Source organism: Rahnella bruchi (assembly GCF_003614975.1).
Classification (GTDB): domain Bacteria; phylum Pseudomonadota; class Gammaproteobacteria; order Enterobacterales; family Enterobacteriaceae; genus Rahnella; species Rahnella bruchi.
In genome coordinates this window covers 1-530 of the sequence record NZ_QZWI01000060.1, presented here as the reverse complement: position 1 = coordinate 530, position 530 = coordinate 1, and the positions used below count along the sequence as shown (strand labels likewise).

Genomic DNA, 530 nt, shown 5'->3' with positions numbered 1-530 from the left:
CCGTAGGGGAACCTGCGGTTGGATCACCTCCTTACCTAAAGATACGCATTGTGCAGTGTCCACACAGATTGTCTGATAGAAAGTAACGAGCAGAAATACCTTAATAGGCTTGTAGCTCAGGTGGTTAGAGCGCACCCCTGATAAGGGTGAGGTCGGTGGTTCAAGTCCACTCAGGCCTACCAATTCCTTCCTCCTCTTCGTTGTCGCCATGTCTCGTTTGCACAAGCAAACTTCGCATGACTCCGCCTTGATGAGAAAGAAATTGGCTGACTCATCTGACCGATGAGTAATTAAGGTATCTGTAAGTGACTGTATGGGGCTATAGCTCAGCTGGGAGAGCGCCTGCCTTGCACGCAGGAGGTCAGCGGTTCGATCCCGCTTAGCTCCACCATTACCGTACAGCCCCTAAATAATACTTCAGAGTGTATTGGAAACAGTATGCTGCGAAGTATTTTGCTCTTTAACAATCTGGAACAAGCTGAAAATTGAAAGTTTACAGCTGAACATCACTCTCCGTAGAAGTACTGAGT

2 tRNA genes are annotated in these 530 nt (G+C 47.7%); both read left to right on the top strand.

Annotated elements, in window-relative coordinates:
* Positions 1–105: 105 nt before the first annotated feature.
* Positions 106–182: transfer RNA gene (locus tag D5398_RS25345), tRNA-Ile, on the top strand.
* Between the two features lie 133 nt (positions 183–315).
* Positions 316–391 (top strand) — tRNA-Ala (locus D5398_RS25340).
* Positions 392–530 lie beyond the last annotated feature (139 nt).